At 62.9% G+C, this 22,582-nt stretch carries 31 protein-coding genes and 1 pseudogene; 14 read left to right on the top strand and 18 right to left on the bottom strand.

Going from position 1 to position 22,582, the window contains the following annotated elements; translation table 11 throughout:
* Positions 1-6: 6 nt before the first annotated feature.
* The 3 genes from BJQ17_RS13810 to BJQ17_RS13800 are packed head-to-tail and all read right to left on the bottom strand — an operon-like array spanning position 7 to position 1,883.
* The gene (locus BJQ17_RS13810; protein ID WP_021703076.1) at positions 7-762 is read right to left on the bottom strand and encodes a DNA-binding domain-containing protein; all 756 of its coding nucleotides are present in this window, start codon (positions 760-762) and stop codon (positions 7-9) included.
* The gene (locus BJQ17_RS13805) at positions 759-1,592 is read right to left on the bottom strand and encodes a DUF692 domain-containing protein (RefSeq protein ID WP_021703077.1); all 834 of its coding nucleotides are present in this window, start codon (positions 1,590-1,592) and stop codon (positions 759-761) included. Before BJQ17_RS13805 ends, BJQ17_RS13810 begins: the two co-directional genes overlap by 4 nt.
* 18 nt (positions 1,593-1,610) lie before the next feature.
* Positions 1,611-1,883 carry a DUF2282 domain-containing protein gene (locus tag BJQ17_RS13800; RefSeq protein ID WP_021703078.1) on the bottom strand — a complete coding sequence of 91 codons (273 nt, stop codon included), beginning with the start codon at positions 1,881-1,883 and terminating at the stop codon, positions 1,611-1,613.
* Positions 1,884-2,225: 342 nt separating this feature from the next.
* Here BJQ17_RS13800 and BJQ17_RS13795 point away from each other — a divergent pair, with 342 nt between their 5' ends.
* Positions 2,226-2,867: a DUF1109 domain-containing protein gene (locus BJQ17_RS13795; protein ID WP_021703079.1), complete on the top strand. Its 642-nt coding sequence runs from the start codon at positions 2,226-2,228 to the stop codon at positions 2,865-2,867.
* An 11-nt stretch (positions 2,868-2,878) separates the two neighbouring features.
* Here the strand turns inward: BJQ17_RS13795 and BJQ17_RS13790 are convergent, their stop codons facing one another.
* The 4 genes and pseudogenes from BJQ17_RS13790 to BJQ17_RS13780 all read right to left on the bottom strand — a co-directional run bounded on the left by BJQ17_RS13790 (position 2,879) and on the right by BJQ17_RS13780 (position 6,220).
* Positions 2,879-3,769, bottom strand: coding sequence for an HD-GYP domain-containing protein (locus BJQ17_RS13790; RefSeq protein WP_021703080.1), 891 nt, complete (start codon positions 3,767-3,769; stop codon positions 2,879-2,881).
* Between the two features lie 40 nt (positions 3,770-3,809).
* A complete protein-coding gene (locus BJQ17_RS32555; protein WP_370453135.1) occupies positions 3,810-4,523 on the bottom strand; it encodes a methyl-accepting chemotaxis protein in 714 nt (237 codons plus the stop codon).
* A gap of 141 nt (positions 4,524-4,664) precedes the next feature.
* Positions 4,665-5,741, bottom strand: a pseudogene (locus tag BJQ17_RS32550) (methyl-accepting chemotaxis protein); the annotation flags it as partial.
* A 206-nt stretch (positions 5,742-5,947) separates the two neighbouring features.
* Positions 5,948-6,220, bottom strand: a complete 273-nt coding sequence (locus BJQ17_RS13780) for a DUF2282 domain-containing protein (protein WP_021703082.1) — start codon at positions 6,218-6,220, stop codon at positions 5,948-5,950.
* A 215-nt stretch (positions 6,221-6,435) separates the two neighbouring features.
* Between BJQ17_RS13780 and BJQ17_RS13775 the strand changes: the two genes are divergently transcribed.
* From BJQ17_RS13775 to BJQ17_RS30015, 4 genes are all read left to right on the top strand, one after another.
* The gene (locus BJQ17_RS13775) at positions 6,436-7,017 is read left to right on the top strand and encodes a sigma-70 family RNA polymerase sigma factor (protein WP_034011917.1); all 582 of its coding nucleotides are present in this window, start codon (positions 6,436-6,438) and stop codon (positions 7,015-7,017) included.
* Complete coding sequence (locus BJQ17_RS13770; protein WP_021703084.1) at positions 7,004-7,645, top strand: DUF1109 domain-containing protein; 642 nt, start codon at positions 7,004-7,006, stop codon at positions 7,643-7,645. Before BJQ17_RS13775 ends, BJQ17_RS13770 begins: the two co-directional genes overlap by 14 nt.
* A gap of 770 nt (positions 7,646-8,415) precedes the next feature.
* A complete protein-coding gene (locus BJQ17_RS32545) occupies positions 8,416-8,703 on the top strand; it encodes an AlpA family transcriptional regulator (protein ID WP_073656513.1) in 288 nt (95 codons plus the stop codon).
* A complete protein-coding gene (locus tag BJQ17_RS30015) occupies positions 8,696-8,953 on the top strand; it encodes a replication initiation protein (protein ID WP_079392336.1) in 258 nt (85 codons plus the stop codon). The genes BJQ17_RS32545 and BJQ17_RS30015 overlap by 8 nt, the downstream gene beginning before the upstream one ends.
* On the opposite strand, the gene BJQ17_RS13765 is transcribed toward BJQ17_RS30015, so the two are convergent.
* On the bottom strand, positions 8,907-9,833 hold the full coding sequence (locus BJQ17_RS13765; protein WP_004574516.1) for a recombinase family protein: 927 nt from the start codon (positions 9,831-9,833) through the stop codon (positions 8,907-8,909). The two genes, BJQ17_RS30015 and BJQ17_RS13765, sit on opposite strands and share 47 nt — an antisense overlap.
* Before the next feature lie 201 nt (positions 9,834-10,034).
* Between BJQ17_RS13765 and BJQ17_RS13760 the strand changes: the two genes are divergently transcribed.
* Genes BJQ17_RS13760 through BJQ17_RS13750 form a run of 3 tightly spaced genes read left to right on the top strand, consistent with a single transcriptional unit; the run spans position 10,035 to position 13,684 of the window.
* Entirely contained in the window at positions 10,035-10,274 is a 240-nt protein-coding gene (locus BJQ17_RS13760; protein WP_004574517.1) for a ribbon-helix-helix domain-containing protein, read from the top strand.
* A complete protein-coding gene (locus BJQ17_RS13755; protein ID WP_004574518.1) occupies positions 10,274-10,684 on the top strand; it encodes a putative toxin-antitoxin system toxin component, PIN family in 411 nt (136 codons plus the stop codon). The genes BJQ17_RS13760 and BJQ17_RS13755 overlap by 1 nt, the downstream gene beginning before the upstream one ends.
* Before the next feature lie 3 nt (positions 10,685-10,687).
* Complete coding sequence (locus tag BJQ17_RS13750) at positions 10,688-13,684, top strand: Tn3 family transposase (protein WP_004574519.1); 2,997 nt, start codon at positions 10,688-10,690, stop codon at positions 13,682-13,684.
* Between the two features lie 137 nt (positions 13,685-13,821).
* Here BJQ17_RS13750 and BJQ17_RS30010 read toward each other — a convergent pair whose 3' ends face one another.
* From BJQ17_RS30010 to merT, 8 genes are all read right to left on the bottom strand, one after another.
* Entirely contained in the window at positions 13,822-14,034 is a 213-nt protein-coding gene (locus BJQ17_RS30010; RefSeq protein ID WP_004574520.1) for a DUF3330 domain-containing protein, read from the bottom strand.
* 123 nt (positions 14,035-14,157) lie between these two features.
* Positions 14,158-14,394: a broad-spectrum mercury transporter MerE gene (gene merE / locus BJQ17_RS13745; RefSeq protein WP_004574521.1), complete on the bottom strand. Its 237-nt coding sequence runs from the start codon at positions 14,392-14,394 to the stop codon at positions 14,158-14,160.
* Positions 14,387-14,749 carry a mercuric resistance transcriptional repressor MerD gene (merD, locus tag BJQ17_RS13740; RefSeq protein ID WP_004574522.1) on the bottom strand — a complete coding sequence of 121 codons (363 nt, stop codon included), beginning with the start codon at positions 14,747-14,749 and terminating at the stop codon, positions 14,387-14,389. Before merD ends, merE begins: the two co-directional genes overlap by 8 nt.
* Positions 14,749-15,165, bottom strand: a complete 417-nt coding sequence (locus BJQ17_RS13735) for a hypothetical protein (protein ID WP_004574523.1) — start codon at positions 15,163-15,165, stop codon at positions 14,749-14,751. Before BJQ17_RS13735 ends, merD begins: the two co-directional genes overlap by 1 nt.
* A gap of 20 nt (positions 15,166-15,185) precedes the next feature.
* Positions 15,186-16,868 (bottom strand): mercury(II) reductase, encoded by a 1,683-nt coding sequence (gene merA / locus BJQ17_RS13730; protein WP_004574524.1) that lies wholly within the window; start codon positions 16,866-16,868, stop codon positions 15,186-15,188.
* 12 nt (positions 16,869-16,880) lie between these two features.
* Positions 16,881-17,312, bottom strand: a complete 432-nt coding sequence (merC, locus tag BJQ17_RS13725) for an organomercurial transporter MerC (RefSeq protein ID WP_004574525.1) — start codon at positions 17,310-17,312, stop codon at positions 16,881-16,883.
* A 12-nt stretch (positions 17,313-17,324) separates the two neighbouring features.
* A complete protein-coding gene (merP, locus tag BJQ17_RS13720; protein WP_004574526.1) occupies positions 17,325-17,603 on the bottom strand; it encodes a mercury resistance system periplasmic binding protein MerP in 279 nt (92 codons plus the stop codon).
* Positions 17,604-17,616: 13 nt separating this feature from the next.
* A complete protein-coding gene (merT, locus tag BJQ17_RS13715; protein WP_004574527.1) occupies positions 17,617-17,967 on the bottom strand; it encodes a mercuric ion transporter MerT in 351 nt (116 codons plus the stop codon).
* A gap of 71 nt (positions 17,968-18,038) precedes the next feature.
* Between merT and merR the strand changes: the two genes are divergently transcribed.
* Positions 18,039-18,458 carry an Hg(II)-responsive transcriptional regulator gene (gene merR, locus BJQ17_RS13710; protein WP_004574528.1) on the top strand — a complete coding sequence of 140 codons (420 nt, stop codon included), beginning with the start codon at positions 18,039-18,041 and terminating at the stop codon, positions 18,456-18,458.
* A gap of 152 nt (positions 18,459-18,610) precedes the next feature.
* Here merR and BJQ17_RS31070 read toward each other — a convergent pair whose 3' ends face one another.
* Positions 18,611-18,829 carry a co-regulatory protein PtrA N-terminal domain-containing protein gene (locus BJQ17_RS31070; protein ID WP_004574529.1) on the bottom strand — a complete coding sequence of 73 codons (219 nt, stop codon included), beginning with the start codon at positions 18,827-18,829 and terminating at the stop codon, positions 18,611-18,613.
* Positions 18,830-18,907: 78 nt separating this feature from the next.
* Between BJQ17_RS31070 and BJQ17_RS13700 the strand changes: the two genes are divergently transcribed.
* Entirely contained in the window at positions 18,908-19,270 is a 363-nt protein-coding gene (locus tag BJQ17_RS13700; protein ID WP_175442734.1) for a hypothetical protein, read from the top strand.
* Between the two features lie 84 nt (positions 19,271-19,354).
* Complete coding sequence (locus BJQ17_RS13695; RefSeq protein WP_023383752.1) at positions 19,355-20,149, top strand: hypothetical protein; 795 nt, start codon at positions 19,355-19,357, stop codon at positions 20,147-20,149.
* A gap of 96 nt (positions 20,150-20,245) precedes the next feature.
* Here the strand turns inward: BJQ17_RS13695 and BJQ17_RS13690 are convergent, their stop codons facing one another.
* Positions 20,246-20,821, bottom strand: a complete 576-nt coding sequence (locus BJQ17_RS13690) for a hypothetical protein (protein WP_023383753.1) — start codon at positions 20,819-20,821, stop codon at positions 20,246-20,248.
* Between the two features lie 127 nt (positions 20,822-20,948).
* On the opposite strand from BJQ17_RS13690, the gene BJQ17_RS13685 reads away from it, so the two are divergent.
* The 3 genes from BJQ17_RS13685 to BJQ17_RS13675 all read left to right on the top strand — a co-directional run bounded on the left by BJQ17_RS13685 (position 20,949) and on the right by BJQ17_RS13675 (position 22,531).
* The gene (locus tag BJQ17_RS13685; protein ID WP_023383754.1) at positions 20,949-21,410 is read left to right on the top strand and encodes a hypothetical protein; all 462 of its coding nucleotides are present in this window, start codon (positions 20,949-20,951) and stop codon (positions 21,408-21,410) included.
* Positions 21,411-21,611: 201 nt separating this feature from the next.
* Positions 21,612-22,019 carry a hypothetical protein gene (locus tag BJQ17_RS13680; protein ID WP_023383755.1) on the top strand — a complete coding sequence of 136 codons (408 nt, stop codon included), beginning with the start codon at positions 21,612-21,614 and terminating at the stop codon, positions 22,017-22,019.
* Entirely contained in the window at positions 22,016-22,531 is a 516-nt protein-coding gene (locus BJQ17_RS13675; RefSeq protein WP_023383756.1) for a hypothetical protein, read from the top strand. Before BJQ17_RS13680 ends, BJQ17_RS13675 begins: the two co-directional genes overlap by 4 nt.
* The last annotated feature ends 51 nt before the right edge of the window (positions 22,532-22,582 follow it).

The raw sequence follows: 22,582 nt of genomic DNA, 5'->3' as shown, positions 1-22,582 counted from the left end.
TTTCCTTCATGCAAGAACAAGGGGAGAGAACACGCGGGCACCCAGCAAGCGGCTGAGCAGGTCGGTAAAGTCCAGGTCGCCTTGCCGCTGCAAGGCCAGGGCCGAGGCCCGCTCCAGATCGTGTCCGGCAGCGCAGGCGTCCAGAAACACGCAGCCAGCGGGTTCGAGCGCGTGCCAGGTGACGCCATCGCAATGGCCCACCAGCAAAGCGCCTTCGCCCTGCCAGGGCAGGTTGTCAGGCAGGTCCACCCCTTCGCGGTTGCAGCGCCAGAGGCTGTAGATCGGTTGCTCGTCGAACCACCGCCAGCGTGCGCTGGCGCGCGGGCGCAGGTGACAGGTTGCCAGTGCCTCGGGCGACACGCCGGCCAGGCTGGCAAGTTCCAGCGCGGGCTCCTGCACGGCACAGAAGGCCTCTATCCACAGGTAGTCGAGTTGGGCCACCGGGCCCAGGTAGGGCAGCTCCCGGGCCGGCTCGAAGGCCGCGAGAAACGCGGGAAAGTCCGCCCCGTAGAAGATCAGGCGGGCATCGCTTGGTGCGCAGGCGTTGGCATGAACGACCGCCGCCGCGCGCAGCCAGTCACGGCCGACCAGGCGTTCGACGCTGGGGAAGTTGTCACACAGCGCCTCGACGCAGCCCTTGAGTACGGTATTGCGGTACACCTGAAAGCCGGGTTGCGCGGTGAGGGCGGACAGTTCCGGGGCGGCACGTACCTGCAAGGCCTCGATGAAGGCGTCCTGGAAGTGTTCGAGACGTCTGATCATTGCGTCGCTCCCAGTCGGTCGAGCATGGCCTGGGCGTGCGCGCGTTCGCCGAGCAATGCCGTGAACGCGGGTACGTTGTCATCGCGCTCGATCAGCGTCGGGCGCGGGCCGATGCGCTGGATCAAGCGCTGATACAGGGCCCAGACCGGGTCAGCGACCGGGGCGTCGTGGGAGTCGATGAGCAACGCACCGCCGGCGTCATGGCTGTGCCCCGCCAGATGAATCTCCGCGACGGCCTGGCCCGGGAAGCGATCGATGTAGGCGGCCGGATCAAAATCGATGTTGTGCGCGCTGACGTGCACGTTGTTGATGTCGAGCAGCAGGGCGCAACCAGTGCGCTGCGTCAGCTCGGTGAGAAAGTCGATTTCATCCCAGTCGTGGCCGTCCAGGTGCAGGTAATGGCTGGGATTTTCGATGGCAATGCTGCGCCCCAGGGCATCCTGGGTACGCTGTATGTTGTCTGCGATGCGTACCAGGGCCTCGTGGCTGCGCGGGAATGGCAACAGGTCCGGGTAATAGTGATTGCGCCAGGTGGACCAGGCGAGGTGTTCGGATACCAGCGCCGGTCGCACGTGGTCTGCCAGCCTGCGCAGGCGCTGGAGGTGCGTCGGGTCGGGGGCGGCGTCCGCCGCCAGGGACAGGGAGACCCCGTGCAGCGACAGCGGATGCCGTTCGCCCACCGCTTCCAGGTGGGCCAGGCGAGCACCGCCAACCATGTAGTTCTCTGGGTGGACCTCAAACCACAGCCCGGCTGCGCTGCAGTCCCGGGCGGCGTCGTAGTGCTCGGCCTTCAAACCAAGGCCGGCACCCAGTGGCATAGGAGCGTGCATGATCGGCGGCGCCTGCGCTCAGGACTTGATCGGCGTGAGCGAGCCCATGCCCTTGGGGGTCTTGATCGAGGTGCAGGTGCCTGCCGGGACGTTCTTCCAGGCATTGCCCTGGTAGTCGACCTTGGAGGTGCCGGCGCAGCTGGTGCCGGCACCGGCGGCGCAGTCGTTCTTGCCGGCCAGGGAGACGCCGTAGCATTTTTCCACGCTTGGCGTGGCCTGGTTGTCGGCCATGGCGGTGGATGCAATGGAGGCGAGGGCGAGTGCGGCGGTAGCGAGGGCGAAGCTTTTCATGGTGTATCTCCGTGAGAGGCTCAATGGCCGCCAGCGCAACGTGACGGTCCGACCAGTAATTCGCTCTGGCGGCGCACTTGGTTACAGCACATCGAATATTTCCTTCGACGTGCTCACGCTCGCCGCCTTGACGCCTGCCCATGCCCCGGGGGCGCAACCACCTGGTGCTACAGCGCGGGAAAATTCACCCAGGCTGTAACCGTTACCCCCTTGGCAGCGAACTACCTCCACAGGGCCTGGCCGGTGCCAACGGCACCGCGCTCGGCCGCACATGGCTTCGATGGCCGGGCGCCCGCTGGTGCCAAGGCCCGCTTGGCATCGGGTAGCAGAGGTAGTTGGACGATGAGGACTGACGAGCTGATTACCCTGCTGGCGACCGGTGTGCCGGCGGTCGACAAGCACCTGTTCGGCAAGCGCTTTGCCCTGGCGCTGGTGGTCAGTGTCCTGGGGGCCGCGTTGCTGATGACCCTGCTGTTCGGGGTACGTCCCGATCTGGCGCAGGTGGCTCGCTTGCCGCTTTTCTACGCCAAGCTGGCGTTGCCGGTCGCGTTGCTGCCGGGGGCGCTGTACCTGACGCGGCGCACCGCGTGTCCGGGCGGGCGGGTCGGCGGCGCCTGGGTCATGCTGTGCATACCGTTGCTGGTGCTGTGGTTGGCCAGTGCCTATACCCTGCTGGAGGCACCGCTGGCCGCCCGCTTGCCATTGACCCTGGGTAGAACCTGGAAGGGTTGCCCGTTCAAGATCCTGCTGCTCTCGCTCCCCGGTATCGTTGCCTTTTCCTGGGCGCTGCGCGGCCTGGCGCCCACCCGGCTGCCCCTGGCCGGGGCGGGTGCCGGTGCATTGGCCGGTACGCTGGCCACCCTGGTCTATTGCCTGCACTGCCCGGAAATGACCGTGCCGTTCTGGGGCGTCTGGTATGTGCTGGGCATGGCCCTGCCCACCGCATTGGGGGCGTTGCTGGGGCGTTGTGTGTTGCGCTGGTAGGGGCTGTCGGCTCAGGCCGGGCCACGGGCCGGGCTGAATTGCCGGGCCAGGCGGGCGAGCAGGTCGGTATCGGGTTGGGGCGCAAGGTCGTCCGCGCTGCCGGTTTGCCCGGTTGCACGCAGTGCCAGGGCAGCGTCCGGGGTGGGGCGAACCAACTCGTAGCCGCTGGCGCACGAAGGGCAGAAGACATGATCGCCCTCGACGTGAGCCTGCTGTAGGACCACGGTAGGGCCGCACATCGCGCAGCGACGCAGGGGAATGCCCGCGTCGGTATGCCCCATTACGGCGTCGAGCAGGCCCTCGTGCCCCAGTTCGATGAACAGGCGGCCATAGTGCGTATTGAACTGCGTGCCGAGGTTCTGACCGATGATGCCCAGCGCCCTGTCCAGCGGCATGCCCGGGCGGTAGGCGCGGGAGCTGGTCATGGCGTCGAAGGCGTCACAGATACCGGTAATGGCGGCCATCGTGGAAATATCCGCTGCGCCGAGCCCGTGGGGATAACCGCTGCCGTCTGGGGTTTCGTGGTGCGAGGCCACGGCATCCATCACCAGCGCGGCTATCGGATGGGTTTCGAGCATGCGCCGGCCGATTTCCGGGTGCGTGCGGATCACCGCGTATTCGTCATCGTTCAGCGGGCCGGGCTTTCTCAATATGGCATCCGGGATGCCGACCTTGCCCAGGTCGTGAACGAAACCACCCAGGGCAAGGCGCGCCACCTCCGCTGGTGCGAAGCCGCTTTTTTCGGCCAGCAGCGCACAGTATTGGGCAACGCGCCAGAGATGGCCGCCGGTGTAGGGATCGCGGGCTTCCACGACCCAGGCCAGCGTCAGCAGGCTGGACAGCAAGGCTTCGTCGATGACAGGGCGCGCGGGGCGCTTGCCCAGCAAGTGGAGAATGTTCATAGGCGTTCCTTGGTCGGGCCGTATGGTTTCAGTCGAATGCCTAGAACGTGAAGTGCCGTATCAGCTCGTTCAGTTCTGCGCCCAGGCTGGAGAGCTCCTGGCTGGCCGAGGCGATGCGAGCACCCGCCTTGGTCGAGTTTTCGGTGATGCTGCGCACGGTGGTGATGTTTTCGTTGATATGCTCGGAAAGCTGTGTCTGCCGGTCTGCGGCGACGACGATCTGTTGGTTGGCCGCCTGGATCGACGCCACCGACTCACGGATTTCCTCGAGTACATGCCCGGCGCTGTGCGCAAGCTGCACGCTGGTGTGGCTCATGCTTTCGCTGCGCTCCATCAGCGTGGTGGCTTCCTGGGTGCCGGTGTGCAGGGCATGGACCAGCGCTTCGATTTCCCGCGTGGAACTCTGGGTGCGCTGCGCCAGCGCCCGCACTTCATCGGCGACCACGGCGAACCCGCGCCCCGATTCACCGGCGCGGGCGGCTTCGATTGCGGCATTGAGCGCCAGCAGGTTGGTCTTGTCGGCGACGTCACGAATCACGTTGAGTACACCACTGATGCGCTCGCCATCATGGCGCAGGCGGGCCATGGCCTGGTTGCACACCTGCACATTGCTGGCCAGGGCTTCGAATTGCTCGACCGCTTCTCTGATGACCCGGTCGCCCTCGACGCTGCGGGCTTCGGTGGTGATCGCCAACTGTGAGGCCTGGCGCGCGTCCTCGGCCACATGCCGGGCGCTGGCGACCATTTCGCCCATGGCCGTCGCCACCTGTTCGGTCTGGTGGCGCTGGTCGCTGAGCCCGGCACTGCTGCGGGTCGCCACGCCCGACAGGTCGGTCGCCGATACCGTCAGGCGTTCGGTGCTCGCACCGATATGGCCTATGATCTGCCTGAGATGACGCGCCATTTCCCGCATGGCATCCATCAACTGACCCAGTTCATCGTGCAGGCGATGGTCCAGGTTGCCGGTGAGGTCCCCGGCGGCGATGTGCCGTGCCAGGGCCAGGGCCCGATGCAGTTGCGGCACGATCTGCCGGGTGATCAGCCAGGCGGCGCCGAGGCCCAGCAGCAATGCCAGTGCCTGGGCCACCAGCAGTTCGCCATGGGCGGAGCGCACATCGGTATCGCGCCCCTGCACCTGTTGCTGGTAGGCGATCGTGGCGAGTCGTTGCAGCTCCTCGGAGTGTGCGAGCAGGGTCTGCTTCACCGATTCGCTCTGGCTCACGCTGCTTTGCAACTCCTTTACCCGGTCCTGGTAGGCCAGCACGGCCCGCAACCCTTCCACCAGTTGCGCCTGCAGGGTGTCGTTGGGTAGCCGCTCCCACAGTTCATTGCCGCGATTGCGTATGCTGTCGGCGGTCTGGGCCACCCGCTGTTCGCCTTCGGCTGTGGGGCGGGCGATGTAGCTCTGGACCTGCTCGCGCAGCCGGGAAATGATGGTTTCGAGCTCAACGATCATGCGCGCCCGCTCGATGCTCTGCGGGTCGCCGCCCGGCAGCAGGTCAAACAGTGCCTGGCGGACATTGCCGAAGTGCTGCTCGATGGCCTCGATGGCGGGGAGCATGGCCTTTTCTGCGCTTGTCGCCTGGTGGCGTGCCGTTACCAGCTTGTCGAATGCTTGTTCGTAGTCTCCCGCCACGGCGCTGATGTGATCCAGGGTTTCGCTGGCCTCGGGGCCCAGGCTGGCGCGGATTTCATTCACCCGCGCACCCAGCTTCTCGACCTCGCGGGTGTAGGCCTGGGCAGCACTGCTCTGGCCATTGCGGTCGAATTCGTTTTCCTTGAGGCGAACCGCCGCGATCAGGGTGGCGAGAGAGGCACTCTCGACCAGCGCTTCGCTGCGGTCGGTCAATTGATTGATGCTGCGCAGGGCGATCCCGGACAGCGTGATCGATAGCAGTAGCACCGCGCCAAAGCCCAGGGTCAATTTGCCATGGACTGACTTACCGAAGAACCGACCCACTACGGCGAACATGCTGAACGCTCCCTGATCGTTGAAACGGCCTGGCGCGTTGCCTGTCGTATCGGCAAGGCGTCAGGGAATACACAACGTTGGTGCTTGCATCCCGCCGGGCTGCGGCCTGCATGGGCGCAGCGTGGTGACGGGCAGGCGGTGCTAAAGCGGTGCGCCGGCCACGCCACGCATCGGTGCCGTGCGGGCGTGGTCGGCAACCCCGTGGGTCAGGACTTGATCGGCGTGAGCGAACCCATGCCCTTGGGGGTCTTGATCGAGGTGCAGGTGCCTGCCGGGACGTTCTTCCAGGCATTGCCCTGGTAGTCGACCTTGGAGGTGCCGGCGCAACTGGTGCCGGCACCGGCGGCGCAGTCGTTCTTGCCGGCCAGGGACACGCCGTAGCATTTTTCCACGCTTGGCGTGGCCTGGTTGTCGGCCATGGCGGTGGATGCAATGGAGGCGAGGGCGAGTGCGGCGGTAGCGAGGGCGATGCTTTTCATGGCATATCTCCGTAATGGACTGGATGGCCGTCAGCTCGGTGTGACGGTCCGACAGGTAATTCGTCGTAGCAGTCGATACGGTTACAGCGCGGCAGAAAAATGTTGAGATTTCTTTCGGTGCACCTGCGCCGATTGAAACCTTTGGCGTTGCGGCCGATATGATGCAGTCTGGGCTCAATGAAAAATATCCACCTGCGGTGTAACTAAGGCGGCCAATGGAGCGAACTACAAGCTATGAGGTCATGGCCACGCGCGAAGAGCGCCTGCAGTCATTGCTTCTGGGTGGGTTGGCTGGCGACGAGGCCGCATACCGCGAATTCCTCACCGCGCTCAGTTCGCACCTGCGCGGTTTCCTTCGCCGACGCCTGGCGCAGCGCCCGGGAGAGGTCGAGGACCTGTTGCAAGAGGTACTGCTGGCCGTGCACAACGCAAGGCACACCTATCGCGCCGAACAGCCGCTGACCGTGTGGGTGCAGGCGATCGCCCGCTACAAGCTGGCCGATCACTTCCGTGCGTTCGCCCGCCGCGATGCGCTGTCCGATTCGCTGGACGAAGACATGTTCGAGGTGGAGGATAGCCGCCCGGCGGAGGCCCGGCGTGATCTGGGCAAGCTGTTACAGCACCTGCCCGAGCGTCAGCGTCTGCCCATCATTCATGTGAAACTGGAAGGCCGTTCGGTAGAGGAAACGGCTCAACTGACCGGTCTTTCCAGTTCTGCGGTCAAGGTAGGTATCCATCGCGGCCTGAAAGCGCTGGCGATGGTGATCAGAGGTAAACAGAGCCATGAAAACGGATGACCTGATTTCCATGCTTGCTGCGGGTGAGCCTGCAATGGACAGGCTGGCCATGGCCAAGCGTTTCGCCCTGGCACTGCTCGTCGGCGGTGTCGCGGCAGTTGTGCTGATGGCGTTGTATTTCGGGGTGCGGCCAGACCTGGCCGAAGTGGCGCGCACACCGGTGTTCTGGGCCAAGCTCGCCTTGCCCGGGAGTCTCGCCCTGGGCTCGTTGTGGCTTTCCACGCGCCTGGCTCGGCCGGGTGTCGAAGGCGGTGCGGCCTGGGCGTCGCTGTGTCTGCCCATCATCGTTGTGTGGCTGGCCGCGATAGCGGCCCTGTGGCAAGCACCGACCGAGGCACGCATGCCCATGCTGCTGGGCATAAGCTGGAAAGAATGCCCATTCAACATCGCGATGCTTTCCGTGCCGGGTTTTATCTCGGTGTTCTGGGCCTTGCGTGGCCTGGCCCCGACCCGTCTGCGCCTGGCAGGCGCAGGCGGCGGCCTGCTTGCCGGCTCCACCGCAACCCTGGCCTACTGCCTGCACTGCCCGGAAATGGAGGTACCGTTCTGGGGCGTCTGGTACCTGTCCGGCATGCTGCTGCCCGCCCTGTTCGGCGCTATCGTCGGCCCCTACCTGCTGCGCTGGTAACGAACCCGCCCGGCGCACACCTGCTGCCGGGCCAGGGCGCCGGGGCTGCGCAGGCGCGATGAACACGGCGGCAGGGCTTGAATGACGCCGCCCCTTGGGCTCACCCTTTGCACCTGCCAGAAACCACCACCCACCCGCAGGAACCCCGATGCAACCCACGCCTCCCCAGCTGATCCGCGAAACCTTCCCCGTCGGGCCTTTGCAGTGCAACTGCAAAGCCTGGCGTCATGCCGGGGCCTTAAAGTACAGCCTGTAAGCGTTAAATCCCTTTATTTCCCTGGGCTGCGTCGGCGCTCTCGATAATCGTCGATCACGCTGAATCATCATTATTCACAGCTTCAGTGTGACAAAAGTGTGCCATGGTGGTTGCGCGGATGACTGCCAATGATTAGTCTGAATACGAACGCGCCGGCGAGGTACGAGAAATGCCCTGGCCTGAGGCCCCCCACTATCTGTTAATGGTGTGGCAGCCGATGAAGGTTAGCAGGGTCCCTCGGCCCGGCACCGTGGCAGTAGTAAGCGGACGAGACTGTCACGGAAGAAAGGATGCCCTCTCTCGGGGGTAATCGCCTGATTGACACCAAGCTACCGGCATTGATGGGGCCGGAAAATAATCGGCGCGGTGCGGAGGAAAGCGTGGGCGACTGTGGGTACAACCCCGCGTCTGGATGATCGCATCCTGGAACTGAAGCAGCAGTTCCACTTGCTCAATCACCAGCGCTGCCGTGGACCCATCCAAACCTGACCTTCTGGTCGGGCGAGGATGAATCATGTCGCTCGAAAAGCTTCTCACCGTTACTGATCTCGCTGAGATCCTAGGCCGGTCTACCGGCACCATCAAAAACCAGCATTCAAAGAATCCCTCGCGCTTGCCTCCTGTTTGCCGCATTCCTGGTGCAGGCAGACTATTGTGGCGTCGTGCGGATGTTGAGAGTTGGCTGCAGCTGCATGTTGTTCAACTCGACTTAATTGACTCTGCTGGGCCTGTCGCAAAACGAAAGCCTGGTCGACCTCGGAAGTCCGAGCGAATGACTCAGCGAGGAGGCACTTATGCATAAGTGCCATAAGGTCACAAAGTCCAATAGCCTGATCGCAGCAAGCTATAGATTAACTCTCAATGAACATCGCCTAGTCTTGGCTGCTATTAGTCAGATTGATCCCAGAAAACCGTTACCTCGTCCTATTCGGGTTTGCGCTCATGATTTTGCAGAGTTGTATGATGGGGTTTGGGGAGCAATGGAACAGAAAGTGCACTTAAGCCCTACCAGCGCCGTTCAGAGCCTTCTTCCCAGGCATCGGCTTCGATAAAGCAGTTGCGCATGTCGGCTTCCTGGCTGATCTCGGTCAGCAAGTCATGCACGGTCTTGTCCAGCTCATCGTCGCTCCGATACGGAATGGCCAGTTCGTAGTTGCCCGACTCCAGCCGTTTCATACTGTAGGGCTCCAAGCAGTAGCGCTCGATATTTTCCTTGGCCCGTTTCCGGCCGCGAACGAACTTGCTGTTGTTCACCACCGCCAGGCGCAGCGTGACGGTGGCCACCTGCTCGGCGGCGGGCTCTGCCGGCGACGCGACATTGCGTTGCTGACCTCGCGGCTGGGCGCTCTTCTGGTGTGCGCCGATCTCAACACCACGATGGCGCAGGTAGCTGTACAGCGTGCTCTTGGAGATGTGTAACTTCTCGCCGATGGCGCTGACGCTCAGGCGGCCCTCGCGGTACAGCGTCTCGGCCGCCATGGAGGTGGCCTCGGCCTTGGCTGGGAGGCCCTTGGGACGGCCACCGATCCGGCCCCGCGCCCGCGCGGCCGACAAACCCGCCTGAGTCCGCTCGCGGATCAGCTCGCGCTCGAACTCGGCCAGCGAGGCAAACAGGTTGAACACCAAGCGACCTTGGGCGTGGGTGGTGTCGATTGGGTCATTCAGGCTCTGCAAGCCGACCTTGCGCTCTGCCAGCTCGCCGACCAGCTCGACCAGGTGTTTGAGGGAGCGCCCGAGGCGATCCAGCTTCCAGATCACCACGGTGTCGCCCGCTCGAACATGGGCTAGCAACTTGTCCAACTCCGGCCGGGCGCTTTTCGCGCCGCTGGCGATGTCTTGATAGATGCGTTCGCACCCGGCCTGTTTCAGGGCATCGACCTGGAGGTCGGCGTTCTGATCCCGAGTGCTCACCCGTGCATAACCGATCTTCATCAAAAGTACCGTTTACTCGACTACGTTAGTAATAGTTGAACTTTGATTAAGCGTACCAGTTATTTGAACCGTAGCGCAGGTAGGTTAACCAGCCGATTCCTGTCCACTTAAAGTTCGGCAAAACGAAGGTTTTTTTGAACCATTGCATAGCCCTTTGTGATTGGCGTATAAACACACAAACACCTACTAGCGGGGAACGCCATGAATACGATTCGCTGGAATGTCGCCGTCTCGGCCGACACCGACCAGTCGCTTCGGATGTTTCTGGCCAGCCAGGGCGGTGGCCGGAAAGGCGACCTGTCGCGCTTCATTGAAGAGGCGGTGCGGGCCCACATCCTGGAACTGACGGCCGAACAGGCCAAGGCCGCTAATGCCCATCTGAGCGAGGCAGAGCTGACCGAAGCGGTTGACGAAGCGCTCGACTGGGCACGTAAGCGCTGATGCGGGTCGTGTTGGATACCAACATCCTGTTCAGCGCACTGATCTCGCCGCATGGCGCGCCCGATGCGATCTACCGTGCCTGGCGGGCGGCGCGTTTCGAGGTAGTGACCTCGCGGATGCAGCTCGATGAAATCCGCCGAGCCAGCCGCTACCCCAAGCTCCAGGCCATCCTTCAGCCCGCCAAAGTGGGAGCCATGATCAATAACCTGCAACGGGCTGTGGTACTGGAGCGTCTGACCATCGAGGTCGAAGCCGATGATCCGGATGACTCGTTTCTGCTGGCCATGGCCCTGGCAGGCGATGCGGACTACCTGGTGACCGGTGATCGCCGCGCCGGCCTGCTGCAACGCGGGCACATCGAACGCACGCGGATTGTCACGCCCGCCGTGTTCTGCGCCGAGGTGCTGTGATCGATGCCGGTCGGTTTTCTGACCCAGGAGCAACGCGACGGTTTTGGCCGCTATGTCGATGCCCCCAGTCGTGAGGAGCTGGAACGCTACTTCCACCTGAGCGACGACGACCACAAAATCCTCCTACCGCTGCGCGGCGAGCACAACCGCCTTGGCTACGCCACCCAACTGACCAGCATCCGCTACCTGGGCACTTTTCCCGACGACTTTTCAGCCGTCCCCCAAGAGGTGCTGCAAGCGCTCAGTCGCCAGTTAGGCATTACCGATCCAACTTGTATCCTGGCCTATGCCGAAACCCGCCAACGTCAACGTCATGCCGCCGAGATTCAGGAGCGTTACGGCTATCGGGTGTTTGCTGATTCCAGCGTCGGCTTTCGACTTGCCCGCTGGCTGTATGCGCTCTGTTGGACAGGGACAGATCGTCCTGGCGAGTTGTTCAATCGGGCGACGACCTGGTTGCTGACGCACAAGGTTTTACTGCCCGGCGTCACCGTTCTGGAACGGTTCATCGCCCAACTGCGCAGCCGGGTCGAAGAACGCCTCTGGCTAACCCTTGGCCGCAGTGTGAGCGAGGCGCAACGGCAGCAGCTACAGGACTTGCTGCTGGTCGCCGAAGGCAACCGCAGTTCCCGGCTGGATCAACTGCGCTCCGGCCCGGTGATGGTCAGTGGCCCCGCACTGATTCGGGCGCTGCGCCGGCTTGATGACGTGCGCGGCATCGGCATCGCCTTGCCAGCGGCGGCGCACATCCCGCCCAGCCGTATCGCGGCCCTGGCTCGCTTCGCCAACACCGCCAAGGTCACGGCGATCAACCGGCTGCCGGCGTCGCGGCGGATGGCGACACTGGTGGCGTTCGCCCTGTGCCTGGAGGCCACCGCGCACGACGACGCCCTGGAGGTCCTGGAAGCGCTGTTACGCGACCTGTTCAGCAACGCGGAGAAGGCCGACAAGAAAGCCCGCATGCGCAGCCTGAAAGACCTGGATCGCTCGGCGGCGACGCTCGCCGCCGCGTGCAAGGTCGTGCTGGACAGCTCAATCAGCGATGACAACGTGCGCGCCCGGCTGTTCAACGACCTGCCGAGGGCCTCGCTGGAGAAAGCCCTGGAAGATGTCAATGCGCTGATCCGCCCGGTTGACGATGTGTATTTTCTCGCCCTGGAGGCGCGCTACCGCAGTGTGCGCCGTTTCCTGCCCGACCTGCTCAAGCACATCCGCTTCGGCTTCAGCCCGGCCGGCAAAGGCGTGGTCGCCGGCCTGGATTGGTTGCAGCTGAACCTGCCCCGCCGGAAACCGGAGGATGACGCGCCGCAGGAGATCGTGGCCAAGGCTTGGCAGAAGCACATTACCCGCGAGGATGGCTCCCTCGACATGGGCGCCTATGTGTTCTGCACGCTCGATGCGCTGCGCACGGCCCTGCGCCGGCGCGACGTGTTCGTCTCGCCCAGTTGGCGCTATGCCGACCCGCGTCTCGGCCTGCTCGACGGTGCCGAATGGCTGGCGGCGCGGCCGATCATCTGCCGCTCGCTGGGCCTGACCATTGACGCCGGCACCACCTTGGATGCGCTGAGCGCCGAGTTGGATGCGACCTGGCAGGCGGTCGCGGCCCGCCTACCCGACAACCCCGCGATCCAGCTGAGCGAGAACGCCGAGGGCAAGACCGAGCTCTCGCTCGGCACACTGGACAAGCTGGAGGAGCCGAACTCGCTGCTGCAACTGCGAGCAGCCGTGGCTGATCTGATGCCGCGTGTCGATCTGCCGGAAATCCTCTTGGAAATCGCCGCTCGCACCGGCTTCGCCGAGGCCTTCACCCATGTGTCCGAGCGCAATGCGCGGGCCGACAACCTGGTCACCAGCCTCTGCGCGGTGCTGCTGGGTGGGGCCTGCAACACCGGCCTGGAGCCGCTGATCCGCACCGACAATCAGGCGCTACGCCGCGACCGGCTGTCCTGGGTCAGCCAGAACTATATCCGTGACGACACGCTGTCAGTGGCAAACGCCATTCTGGTGGGGGCGCAGAGCCAACTGGAGCTGGCCCAGGTCTGGGGCGGCGGCGAGGTCGCCTCCGCCGATGGCATGCGCTTCGTGGTACCGGTGCGCACCGTGCATGCTGGCCCCAACCCGAAGTATTTCGGCACCGGCCGGGGCGTCACCTGGTACAACTTGATTTCCGATCAGTTCTCCGGCCTCAACGCCATCACCGTGCCCGGCACCCTGCGCGACAGCCTGGTGCTGCTGGCCGTGGTGCTGGAACAGCAGACCGAGTTGCAGCCGACGCAGATCATGACCGACACCGGGGCCTACAGCGATGTGGTGTTTGGGCTGTTCCGCCTGCTCGGCTACCACTTCAGCCCGCGCCTGGCCGACGTCGGCGGTACCCGTTTCTGGCGCACGCGCCCGGAGGCGGATTACGGCAAACTCAACGGCCTGGCCCGGCAGTCGGTCAAGCTCGATCTGATCGCCGAGCACTGGGACGACCTGCTACGCCTGGCCGGCTCGCTCAAGCTCGGCCGAGTGCCGGCCACCGGCATCATGCGCACCCTGCAAACAGGGGATCGTCCCACCCGCCTGGCCCAGGCGCTGGCTGAGTTCGGTCGCATCGAGAAGACCTTGCACACCCTGACCTACATCGACGACGAGTCCAAGCGCCGCGCCACCCTGACCCAGCTGAACCGGGGCGAAGGCCGCCACAGCCTGGCCCGCGCCGTGTTCCACGGCAAACGCGGCGAGCTGCGCCAGCGCTACCGCGAAGGCCAGGAGGACCAGCTCGGCGCCCTCGGCCTGGTGGTGAACATCATCGTGCTGTGGAACACCCTCTACATGACGGCGGCCGTAGAACGGCTCAGGCAGCACGGCTACCCGGTGCTGGAGGAGGATGTCGCGCGGCTCTCGCCACTGATCCACGAGCACATCAACATGCTGGGCCGTTACTCCTTCGCGGTGCCGGAAGAGGTTACCCGCGGCGAACTGCGGCCGCTGCGCAATCCGGACGACGACCAGTAGGTGTAACGGCCTGGGTTCGAAATCGGCCGGGCACCGCACTCGATGCCACTTCCAGCTCAGACGGATTGCGACTGACGGAGTCCTCGGGCTCACGCTTTCTGCGACCAGCAAGAGCCACTTTTCCGGTGCAGCGCGAATTAGCCGTCCTGACGGGTACTGACCTTTTGTGTGCAGGGGTGATCAGGCTCGGATGCCGCCCTCTTATCTGCTCGCGACATGAAACGCTGATAGCACTCCAGGCCACAGAAGTGCACGACATACTCGGAACCTTCCGGCGTCAGTGCGGCGTCAAGGGGAATGTCCTTGCAGCATTCGCAGCAGCTGATGGTGGAGGTGTTGTTTGTGTTCATGATGGGGGTTCCTCCATCGTCCAAGAAAACCTAGCAACGCTTTCCCCCCGTGACTGAGCGCCGATCGACCTGCAGCCTCCCTGCCCAACTCGGCAGTGGTGGTCGCGCCGTGCTCCGAGCGGGTCACGGTCGCTTCCGAAAGGCCTGCAATGCCGCTCGCAGGAAGAGGATGAAGAAAACCGCCAGCACGAGCGTCGCGAGGCTCCACTGCTCGCTGACGAACGCGCCGGCCGCTGTCCCCGAAAGCAGCAATGCCAGCACCGGCAGATGGCAAGGGCAGGTGAGCGCGGCGAGCACGCCCCAGGTGTAAGCACGCCAGCGGAAGACCTTGCTTGACTCAACGTGATCGGCGTTACGCATAGGCAGAACCTTCGCCGGCGCAATGAGTCAGCCCGGCCAGCTGGGTTGCCACTGCGGCTAAGGCCGCCTGCCGTGCCGTGACTAGCCGGAGCAGGCACTCGACGCAGCCGATCAAGTCGGCGCCATCGTCCGCATCGAGCGCCCGGCAGAGCCGTGCCAATTCGTCGAGCCCGATACCAGACTCGAAGGCGGCGCGCACGAAGCGCAGACGCGCCAGGGACCGCTCATCGAAAATGCCGTAACCGCTCTCCGTGCGCCGCGCGGGGTGCAGCAAGCCACGCAGCACATAGTCGCGCACCACATGCACGCTGACGCCCGCGTCCTCGGCCAGTCTGGATATGGTGTAGGCATTCATCACCGACACTCCCGGTCTTCCCCGCAAACTAGGGCGCTCAGATATTTCCTTCCGGCTAGGCGTTCAGGTAGCCAGATGAGCAATGGCGTAACCCCTAGTGCCAGGAGCAACCACAGCCGGGAGTGATACTCGCCGTTTGGGGCAAACCCATAAGCCAGCAGCGCACCCAGCGCGAGCATCAGGAAATACGGCCCGGTGATGTAGCAGTGAAGGCGGCGACAGCGCGCGGCGTTGACCAGGCAGGCGCCGCCCATCACGAGTAGCGCGGCGCTCGCTGCCAGGAACAACGCAGGGCGTCGATCCGCCAGAACAAGCGCTATGGTCGCCACGACGGCAGGCAGCCCCCATAAGCTGATTACCTGCCAGGTCTTGCGCAGGCTGTCGCGACTGCCGAGATCGCTTGCCGTGTCGTTCATGCTTCAACCTCGCGCGCTCATTACCCGGCGCAGCAGGACAGCTGCTTGACGTCCTTGGCGAAGGTTTGCGCCGCGAGCTTCAGCCCCTCGACCATCGTCAGGTAGGGGAACAACTGGTCGGCCAGTTCCTGCACCGTCATCCGCGCCCGGATGGCGATGGCGGCGGTCTGGATCAGTTCGCCCGCCTCCGGGGCCACCGCCTGCACGCCGATGAGCCGTCCGCTACCTTCCTCGATGACCAGCTTGATGAAACCCCGCGTGTCGAAGTTGGCCAGTGCGCGTGGCACGTTATCCAGGGTCAAGGTGCGGCTGTCGGTCTCGATGCCGGCGTGGTGCGCCTCCGCTTCGCTGTAGCCCACGGTGGCCACCTGCGGATCGGTGAACACCACGGCCGGCATGGCGTCGAGATTGAGCTTCGCCTCGCCGCCGGTCATGTTGAGCGCCGCACGGGTGCCTGCGGCCGCCGCCACGTAGACGAACTGCGGCTGGTCGGTACAGTCGCCGGCCGCATAGATATCCGGGGCACTGGTGCGCATGCCCGAGTCGATCTGGATGGCACCGCGTTCGTCCAGCTTCACGCCGGCGCCTTGCAGATTCATGCCTTGGGTGTTGGGCGTGCGGCCGGTGGCGACGAGTAGTCGGTCGGCATGCAGCTCGCCATGATTGGTGCTCAGGATGAACTCGCCGTCGACGTGGGACACCTGGCTGGCTTGCGTGTGTTCCAGCACTTCGATGCCCTCCATACGGAAGGCTGCCGTCAGCGCTTCACCGATGGCCGGATCTTCGCGGAAGAACAACGTGCTGCGTGCCAGGACCGTGACCTTGCTGCCCAGCCGGGCAAAGGCCTGCGCCAGTTCCACCGCCACCACCGAGGAGCCGATCACGGCGAGCCGCTTAGGAATGGTGTCGCTCGCCAGCGCCTCGTCCGAGGTCCAGTACGGGGTGTCCTTGAGTCCGGGAATCGGTAGAACGGCCGGGCTCGCGCCGGTGGCGATCAGGCAGCGGTCGAAGGCGACGATGCGCTCGCCGCCCTCGGCCAGTTCCACGCTGAGCGTGCGGCCGTCCTGGAAACGGGCGGTGCCGCGTACCAGGGTGATCGCCGGCGTGCTCTCCAGAATGCCTTCGTACTTGGCGTGGCGCAGTTCGTCGACACGACCCTGTTGCTGGGCGAGCAACCGCTCGCGCAGGACGGTCAGGCTCGTGGTGGACAGTCCGGCGTCGAACGGGCTCTCGCGCCGCAGATGGGCCACATGCGCGGCGCGAATCATGATCTTGGAGGGCACGCAGCCAACGTTGACGCAGGTGCCGCCGATGATGCCGCGCTCGATCAGGGTGACGCGCGCACCGCCTTCCACCGCCTTGAGCGCGGCCGCCATGGCGGCGCCACCGCTGCCGATGACCGCCACGTGGAGCCTGTCGCCATCTTTCCCGGCGCCAATGCTGCCGCTCAACCAGCCCCGCGCCTTGTCGAGCAGGCCTGAGCGGGTAGGTGCCGTGGCGTCTTCGAACGCCGCTCGATACCCCAGGGCCTCGACGGCGGCCTGCATCTGTTCACGGCTTACGCCCTCGTCGACCTTCAGTTCGGCCTTCCCGCTGGCGTAGGAAACATCCGCCCGATGCACGCCGGGGATCTTCTCCAAGGCCTCTTTCACATGCTCGACACAGGAGGCGCAGGTCATGCCGACGATTTGTAGTTTGGTCATAGTGTTATTCCTTCATTTTGGCGGAGTCGGACAGGACGTCGGGGAGCAACGGCGGTGGGCGGGCGACACGAGATCCCAGATGGACACCCCAAACATGAGGGCCAGGCCGATATAGAGCAGCCAGCCGCTCCGCCAGCCGTGAGCCAGCATCAAATACACCGCTATCAGCACCAGGGCCGGGCCGATCAGGCCAGGCGCAGCGCGTCGCCACTGCCGGTGACTGAACCCGCCGAGGGCATTGACGAGCAGGGCCAGCCCGGCAAATAACGGCAGCAGCGTGGTGATGAACAGGCCTTCCCACTGGCTCAGAAAGCCCAGACCGATCGCGGCCCCCAGACCGGCAAGGGCGGGGAAACACGAGGCACAGCCTATGGCAGAAATCAGCACGCCAACGGACCCGGCTTTGTCACCGATCCGCGTGAACAAATTGAAAGGGTTTGCCATCGGAATGCCCGCCTACTGCTTGACGCTGGACGGGTAGCCGGCGTCCTCGGTCGCCTTAGTCAGCGCCTGGACATTGGTCTTGGCATCATCGAAGGTGACGATGGCCTCGCGGTTCTCATAGCTCACCTCGGCCTTGGTCACGCCCTCGACCTTGGTCAGCGCCTTCTTCACCGTGATCGGGCAAGCGGCGCAGGTCATGCCCGGCACCGCCAGAGTGACGGTCTGCGTGGCCGCCCAGGCAGGTGCGGCGACTAGGGTGGCGAGGGCGAAGGATGCAAGCAGTTTTTTCATGGCGGACTCCTGATCAGTAGAACAAGGGAAGGATGTAGGGGAAGCCGAGCGCGACCAGCACCAAGGCCGTTACCAGCCCGAACAGCAGCTTGTAGGTGGTGCGTACCTGGGGCACGGCGCAGACCTCACCCGGTTTGCAGACTTGAGCCGGGCGGAAAATGCGTCGCCAGGCGAAGAACAGCGCGACTAACGCCGCACCGATGAAGAGCGGGCGGTAAGGTTCCAGCACGGTCAGGTTGCCGATCCAGGCCCCGCTGAATCCCAGTGCGATCAGAACCAGCGGCCCAAGACAGCAAGTCGAGGCGAGAATCGCCGCAAGCCCCCCGGCGACAAGAGGGGCGCGCCCGTTTGATGGTTCAGACATGCATTTCTCCTTTCGAGCATGTGAGCGATGGTTTAAGGTTACTTCCGTAGTCAAGTACGGAGTCAAGCAGTATGGAAAACACTGTGGAAAGCCTGACCATCGGCGCCTTCGCCAAGGCGGCCGGGGTCAACGTGGAAACCATCCGGTTCTATCAACGCAAGGGGCTGTTGCCCGAACCGGACAAGCCCTACGGCAGCATTCGCCGCTACGGCGAGGCGGACGTGGCCCGGGTGAAATTCGTCAAATCCGCGCAACGACTGGGCTTCAGCCTCGATGAGGTGGCCGGGCTGTTGCGATTGGATGACGGCGCTCACTGCGACGAAGCGCGCGTGCTCGCCGAGCAGAAGCTCGAGGATGTGCGGGGGAAACTCGCGGATCTGCGGCGGATCGAGTCGGTGTTGGCGCGGCTGGTTCACGATTGTTGTGCGAGCCACGGGACGGTTTCCTGTCCGCTGATCGTTTCGCTGCAGGGGGAAAAGGAACTGCGCTGACTCCGCGCGTTAACCGAGGATTTCCCGATGCGTGAGGCACCTCCGGGGTCGGCTTGCGCTTGGCAAAACAGCGGCGCTCATTGAGCGCCGCTGAATGGCCAAAGGAGCACTTGCATAGGCCACAGGTTAGTACTGCATCAGCAGCTCATGTTCTACTTTGCAGGCGGACAGCCGGGCTGCGCCTCGACCCGGCCAGCCGCCGTGGCCCCCAGTTGCTCAATCTTCTTGGCGGTTTCCGCCACCAAGGCCGCCTCAGCCTTGTCGCGCATAGCGGCGATTCGCTCGATTGAACGGTCGCTCCCGCTCTCGGCCCATACGGTGGATGACAGCAGAGTCGCACCAACTATCAGCAGTAGTCTTAGGTATTTCATAACAGCCTCCTCTCGGGTTTTCTACCCACGAGCCGACTCTATCTCCGTAGTTAAGTACGGAATCAAGGAGAGATGGAGATGAAGGTCCTGGATTATGGCGCTGAGAGGAAATGGCAGGGCTTAAGTGCACTTTCTGTTCCGTTGCTCCCCAAACCCCAATCTCGGCTCGCCCGCCGCCCTGCGCTGCAGGTAAATGTAAACACGAGCAAGCTGCATGGATTTCTGGTGATTACCCACAACTCCGACGATACCGGCTACAAAATCCTGCTCCAGGACAAGGGCCACTCGGTACCAGTCAAAACGGTCGACAATGTCATCGTGCGTAAACTTGCCGCCACACTCGTTGAGCTGATCGATGACGGCACCAAGCGTGTCGAAATCCCTTCGCAGGGCCTGGCTACGAATGCTGTCATCGCAGGGGACTACCTGCTCAGTTCTTGAACGTTCCACCTGACCCACCGTTCGCGGTGGGTTTTTTATTGGGCGCTGCAAAGCATTCCCTCAGACCAAGATGAGGGTATACAAATGACCACTACCGTACAGTTCAACCACAGCTACAAGCCTCGCGGCCGCATTGTGTTTCGCCTAACCGGAGGAGGGGAGACGGCACTTGCCGGCGTGCTCCACTTCGACCCTGCCTTTGAAATCGCCGAGGGGGCCAGCTACCTGGCGCGAATCGGCGCCAGTGGGTTTGAGGTGTTCGATACTGTTGTCGACGCTGATCTACCTGCGGACCTGGCGCCCTACAATATCGATTACCACCTGCGTGCTTGCATCTGGCGGAAGCCTGTTGCCGACGGCACCCTAATGGTGAGATTCATCCGACAGTGGGCTGGCTGCCAGAGCTGGCTGGTCTATAGTTGCGCACCAGCGTCACCGATCAGCGCGGGTGCTTATTCGGCGACCGGCCATGCTTGGTTCGATGTGACAAGGTTCGAACTCTCGCCCATCGCTGCACCGGCAGAAGAGGTGGGCCTAACCATGGCACAACTGACGACCATTCCCCCGGTATGGCCCGATTCGGATCGCGTACATCACGCGTTGTGCGCTATCCCTTTAAGCTGGCGCCCAGACTACCTGGCGTATTCGAAACTGCAGGTCGCCCTCGGCCGTGGTGAATTGAGTCGAGAGGAGTTCAAGGCACATGTGCTCAACCACGAGCGGCTGAGGCACCTATGGTCGAATCCTGGTGATGATTACTTAAATTACCTGGTGCACCTCGATGACCTGGGCGGCGTCCAGGAGGTTGGGCCGTACAACAGCCAGCAATTGCTTGAACGCAAGGAGCGGAGCCGTATGGCAATGCTCGCTGCACGCTGAAGGCAACGCTACCGACCGGCCCTTGAGGCCGGTTTTTTTTCGGGCACAAAAAACCGCTGACCTAGGTGGCCAGCGGTGGGGTATTGCGTTGGTACCTCATGCAGCAAGATTGCGCGTCTGGAAAGTCACGTGGTCCATACAGGCAAACAAGCTTTGCGCTTTCTGCTGGAATAGGCACAGGGCGATTTGCTTGAAGTCAGTTTCTTCATCCCTGCTCGGTGTTGATTCGAAGGAGAAGGTGACGGTACCGCCGTATTGGCCTCGGTTGTACAGCACCTCGATGTCAACCAGCGCAACGAGGCGGCCGCCTCGTTTGATGTGCCGTCCCTCGAACTTGTATTGCTGGTGCCGTAACAGGTCACGCCCCATCTCCACGGAGATAGGTTTAATCGTCGCAGCACCATCCTTCAGCAGGGTGATTTCGAAAACCTGCAGTGCCTCCTTCATGTCGAGCGCGCATTCCACAAACTCAGTGAGCTTGGGATGCAGGCCGAGTGAAGCCAGGTGTGTGCCGTTTTCGCGGATGACCCAAACGTATCGACCGCCGACCGTCCCAGTTTTGGTGAGGTGGAGCAGGTCAAACTGGTAAAAGTCTTGTTTGAATCCACGCAGAAGGCAGTCATCAGCCTCAACGATGGCACGCATTTGCTCAAACGCTGGTTGGAATTGCATAGGGTCTCTCCTAGAAAGGCTTTTCATGATGCAAGGAGATGTCCCACAGGCATGTAGAAGGTGGATTGTAGGGCTGTGTGGAGCATCCCCTGAAGTCAGTTAAACAACCAACTACCTGGTGCCCCTCATGAACGATCCAAAAAGCTCCCTACAAGCGGTGGAAAGCCTTCTCAGTGCCGTCAACGCGCACGCCCGAGACCTCAACGACAAAGTATTACCTCCTGATGGGGATAGCTACAACGAGCTCTTGCACTTGGTCACTGATCAGTTGAATGCGATTTTGGGCGCTGCCCAGGGCATCACTGCTGATCCTGCACCTGACACAGCGAGCGCTGTAGCTAAAGCGACTCAGGTGTGTGGTTCTCCTGTTGCCATCGTGCTGGATGCCATCGTCGGCCGGCTCTCCCTAGGCAATCTCCGGTCAATTCTCCAGGCCTATGAGTGCTGCACCCAAGAGCAGCTCAACGGTAACGCAAACTCGCAGCAAATCGCTGGAAAAGCGCTCTCTGCAGCTATTTTGCGGGGTGTCGAGTCGATGGTCGCAAGTGATCGACAACACCTTGAGCTACTGCTGGCGCCGCAAGCGTGAGCAGGTAACCCCACAGCCCGGCATTTGCCGGGTTTTTTTTCGCCCGCAGGATGAGCGTGCTTCACTGCTGGCCCCAGATGAACATGGTGTACAAAGAAAACTAGCCTTATGTTTACGCGTTAAGTATCGATATGCTCTAAGATGCATGACTCAATTGCTGCAAACACACAATGGCGCCGGAGCCTTAGGGAGGGACCCAGCATGTGCAATCGGAATCTGATTGAAGAATGGTCGTGGGATGGATCATCGATCGACGGCATCAAACGCTTTGCTGCCGAGCTCGGAATCGGCCTGCAGAAATTCGTCGAGTCATTCTTCTGCGACGGATGGCCCGAGACAGTTCCAGAGCCGTACCGCGGGGTTGTTAAAGGGCCGATCAGTCGAGATTTCACGCAAGGGGAAAATAGCCTGGCAGGCCACCAAAACTACACCCACATCCTTGCAATCGACCTTGCCGGCGCTGCACTCGTGATGGATATCACCGGCTGCCTGTACACCGATGGGGAAATACAAACCCTGGTCGAGCGCCCAGCGGCAGACGCGCTGGCCAAGGTGGACGAGTACCGTCTCGGAGGGTCTGCATATCGCCCGGAGGTGCGCGAAGCATGAACTACTTGGAACGTGCAGCAGACGACGCAGGCTATCCCAACCTCGACTTTGAAGATATGTATCAGAAGGGCCTCGCGTGCTTTCAGTGGGGCCTACCAAGGCCGTTGGTTCGCCAGGCATTCAAGTACGCATGTGCAGGGTGGACTGAGCGAGACCGCCCGATCTTGATGTGGCATGTCCGTGCATTCGTCTATGGGTTGTCCGGCCGCTGTGACGGGGGAATTCGAAAGCGCCTTGCGCCGGAGGACTACCAATGGCCAGTCCCCCCCGATCCGTCCTGGGAGCTTGTGGTGTGCACCTATCCCGACGGCACTTGTGAGCTTGACCTGGTTCATCCAGTGAGCGGCCGATTCTGGTCCGAGGACAACGGTTTTTTCGAACTCCCCACCGAGAAACGCACGTTGATGAACCCTATGTGGTTCAAGTCCATGGGTTTTGACGTAATGCACATGCAGCCGGCGCTGCAGGTCCGTATAGGCGACCCTAAAAGACCCCATCTGAAGCTGGTGTGATGTAGGGACCAGAGGACCTAATCGCACCCCAGTTCCATTGACCTAGGAGAT

Origin of the sequence: Pseudomonas sp. NBRC 111139 (assembly GCF_001753955.1) — a bacterium.
GTDB lineage: Bacteria > Pseudomonadota > Gammaproteobacteria > Pseudomonadales > Pseudomonadaceae > Aquipseudomonas > Aquipseudomonas alloputida.
The sequence above is the reverse complement of the archived record's forward strand: the minus strand, read 5'-3'. Positions and strand labels throughout refer to the sequence as shown.